Source organism: Tabrizicola sp., assembly GCF_041911175.1.
GTDB lineage: Bacteria > Pseudomonadota > Alphaproteobacteria > Rhodobacterales > Rhodobacteraceae > Tabrizicola.
The window spans coordinates 1-3,455 of sequence record NZ_JAYRPN010000096.1 but is presented as its reverse complement, the minus strand read 5'-3'; the positions used below and the strand labels follow the sequence as shown (position 1 = coordinate 3,455).

Annotated in this window: 3 protein-coding genes; all 3 read left to right on the top strand. The window is 68.6% G+C overall.

Features of this window, described 5'->3' with window-relative positions:
- The coding region (locus ACE3P6_RS13045) for a type VI secretion system Vgr family protein (RefSeq protein ID WP_374395691.1) at positions 1–1,328 on the top strand (1,328 nt) is incomplete at its 5' end.
- Positions 1,328–2,389, top strand: a complete 1,062-nt coding sequence (locus ACE3P6_RS13040; protein ID WP_374395688.1) for a DUF2169 domain-containing protein — start codon at positions 1,328–1,330, stop codon at positions 2,387–2,389. The genes ACE3P6_RS13045 and ACE3P6_RS13040, both read left to right, overlap by 1 nt.
- Positions 2,386–3,455 (top strand): DUF4150 domain-containing protein (locus tag ACE3P6_RS13035; RefSeq protein WP_374395687.1); only part of this gene is annotated, 1,070 nt, incomplete at its 3' end. The genes ACE3P6_RS13040 and ACE3P6_RS13035, both read left to right, overlap by 4 nt.

Sequence of the window (3,455 nt, the reverse complement as noted above, 5' to 3'; positions counted from 1 at the left end):
TGGGCGATTGCGCCAGCCTGCGGGCGGGGCGCCGGGTGACGCTGTCGGGCGACAAGGTGCCGGGGACGGGCGAGACCTATCTGTGCCTGTCGGCGTCGCACCGCTTCGTGTCGGAGGCTTACGGTTCGGGCGGGCAGGGCAGCGACGGGTATTCCTTTACCGGCAGCTATGCGCTGATGCCGGACACGGCGCCGATGGTGCCGCCGCGGCGCACGCCAGCCCCGGTGGTGCATGGCCCGCAGACCGCGGTGGTGGTGGGCGAGGGCGAGATCGACTGCGACGCATACGGCCGCATCCTGGTGCGGTTTCACTGGGATCTGGCCGGCGCCCATTCGATGCGCTGCCGGGTGTCGCAGAACTGGGCCGGGAACGGGTGGGGCGGCATGGTCATCCCCCGCATCGGCATGGAGGTGCTGGTCGAGTTCCTCGAAGGCGATCCCGACAAGCCCATCGTCACCGGGAACGTGTTCAACGGCCGGAACGATGCGCCCTATCCGTTGCCGGAACACAAGACCAAGGCGGTCTGGCGCTCGAACACCCACCAGGGACAGGGCTTCAACGAGATCGCCTTTGAGGACCAGAACGGCATCCAGAACATGTTCTTCCATGCGCAGAAGGACCAGACGACGCGGGTGCTGAACGACCGCATCAAGCGGGTGGACCGCCATGAGGTCGCGGCCGTCGGCAAGAACCGCGCGGTCGAGGTCGGGGGCAACCAGAAGCACGAGATCGGCGGCTCGATGAACACCGTGGTCGGCGGCACCGGGATTTCGGCCTTTGCCCTGATGGCGGCGGTCAGCGGGCTGGCGGGCCATACCGCCGGGCTGCTGAAGCAGGCGGGCGAGGTTGCGGGCGGCGGCGGGCCGGGGCTTGATCTTTTTGCCGGAACGGTCGCCTCTTCGGCGCTTGGGTTTCTGGGCGCGGGCGGGCTTGGCGACCGGGGCCGCGTGGTGGGCGGCGCGAGCGACCGCCCCGATGCCGGCCGTGCCCTGGGGGACGCGGGCAACGGTGTGGGCGAGGCGGCGGCGGGGCTGTTTCCGCTGCCGGGGGTGATGAACACCATCGTCGGCAGCTTCAGGTCCGACACGATCGGCATCGCGCGGGCCGAGCAGATCGGGATGTCCAAGGTGACGAACGTGGGCGCGACCTCGCTGGAAAGCGTCGGCAAATACAAGAAGATCGCCGTCGGCGAGGAATTCGTCATCGAATGCGGCGACAGCAAGTTCATCATGAAGGCGAACGGCGAGGTGATCATCCTCGGCAAGACCTTCAACTTTGTGGCGACCGAACATTTCCAGATGCGCGGCAAGCCGATCGACATGAACTGATGGAGCTGCTGAACCCGACCCCTCTGCCGGCACTGGCCTTTCGGCAGTTCGACCATAAGGGCGATCTGGACTGCGTGGTCACGCTGCGCGGCACGTTCGAGCATGTCCAGGACGGCCCGGCAGGCTGGCGCGACCAGCAGATGCCGCTGCAATGGCAGGACACCTATGAGGGCGATCCGCAGGAAACGCCGATGCTGCACCAATCCGACCTGGTGCCCGGCAAGCCTGGCACGGATGTGACGTTTCTGGGGGCCAGTTTTGCCCCGGCCGACAAGGCGCGGGAATGGGATTGCAGGCTTGAGATCGGGCCGGTGGACAAGCGCCTGCACGTCACGGGGCCACGGCACTGGCAGCCGGTGATCAGGCCGTCGCGATGGCCGCTGCGCCGCAAGCACGCCGAGATCGTCGGCTGGTCCGCGGGCGAGGCCGCGCCCGCGGGCAGCGTGCCGATGGACTGGCGCCTGGCGGCCGGAGGGCGGGGCGGCTGCGCCGATACCGATACCGATGCCGATGCCGGGCCCGACCCCGACAACCCCATCGGCTGCGGCCGCATCGGGCCTCGCCAGAGCCGGCAGAACCTGCCGGTTCCCGCGCCGCAGATCTCTGCCGGCCCCGACATGACGCCGGCGGCATCCCCGGCGGGTCTGGGTCCGATCCCGCCCTTCTGGCGGCCGCGCCATCGCCATGCCGGAACCTATGACGAGGCCTGGCTGGCCGGCCGCCACCCGCTCTTGCCCGAGGATTTCGATCCCCGTTTCTGGCAATGCGCCCCCGAGGACCAGATCGTCCGCCCCTGGCTTAAGGGCGACGAGAGCTATCGGCTGACCAACCTGCATCCCGCGCATCCCCATGCGGCCGGGCGCCTGCCCGGGCTGGGCTTTGCGGTGCGGGTCGATGACGGCGCATGGATCGGGCTGCATCTCGACGGCGTGCAGTTCGACTGGCGGCAAGAGGCGCTGATCCTGCTGACCTGGCGCGCCCGCTTTCCCTTGCCTCAGGCGCAGGGGGTAAAGCTGCATCTGGCCTGGCAATGGCTGACGGGCGCAAAGGCCGCCGCATGAGCATCCCGCAGGACGACCATATCGCCGAGCCCGGCTATCCCGCCCCCTGGACCACCAGCACGCCGCGCGAGGGCCTGCGCGACACCGATCAGGCCCGGATCATCTCGCTGGCGCCGGATGTCTGCCGCTCGCCCTCGGTGCCGGTGCCCTATCCGGTGGTGGATTTCTGCGGCCATGACAGGAATTACACGCGATCGGTCCGCTTCACCGGGCAGAGGGCGATGGTGATGCGGTCGCACACCCGCCATGTCCACGGCGACGAGCCGGGGGTGGGCAAGGGGGTGGTCTCTGGCACCGTCGGCGGCATCAGCGAGCCGATCACCCACGCGGCCCAGGTCCGCGCCGAGGGCAGCCACGTCATCCGCCACCTCGACCGCTTTCACATGAACAACCGCAATACCGTGGGCGAGGCGGTCTTTATCCGGGATACGCGGACGTTCCCGGCGCCAAAGGACGACGATCCGCTGCCGGGGTCGCTCAGGCTCGCGGATGCGTCGGGAAACTGGGCGCAATATGCGGCACAACCCGCAACGAGCCCCTCAACCCCCGCCACACGCCCGTCTGCACCCGCCCCGCGCCCGCCGGGTCAGGCCATCAGGCCGGACATCCCGCAATGGCGGCGGCCTCCACCCACGTCGCTGGCGCGGGAAGGACTTGGCCCTCGCCTGCTGCGCTGGGGGAAATGGGCAACCCGCCTCCACCCGGTCCTCATGGTGCTCGAGCCGATCGAGATGGGGGATGGGACGCTTCCCGGCTGGTCTCATGATCTTCGTTCGTCTGATCCTTTCCGTCGCAGGACGGCGGAAGAGGCCCAGCATCGCTATTTCGGCAATCCCGCCCTGCGGCCCGAACTTGAGGAATGGTATCGCGATGAAACCGGCGACCGACCTCAGGCTGCGCCGGCCGAAGAAGCAGCCGCCCGAGCCCGGTCCATCCCGTATGCGGATAACGTCCGCGTGGACGAGGATGAGGAACGTCCGCGCTGCCCGGTCAAGCGAATCACCTTTGACATCCATGGCGACCCGGTCGAATTTTCCCGCCAGATCGAGGAACAGCAGGAACGGCT

Excerpts from the sequence above, each read along its gene's own strand:
- ACE3P6_RS13040 (WP_374395688.1), top strand. The coding sequence starts at position 1,328 with ATGGAGCTGCTGAACCCGACCCCTCTGCCGGCACTGGCCTTTCGGCAG.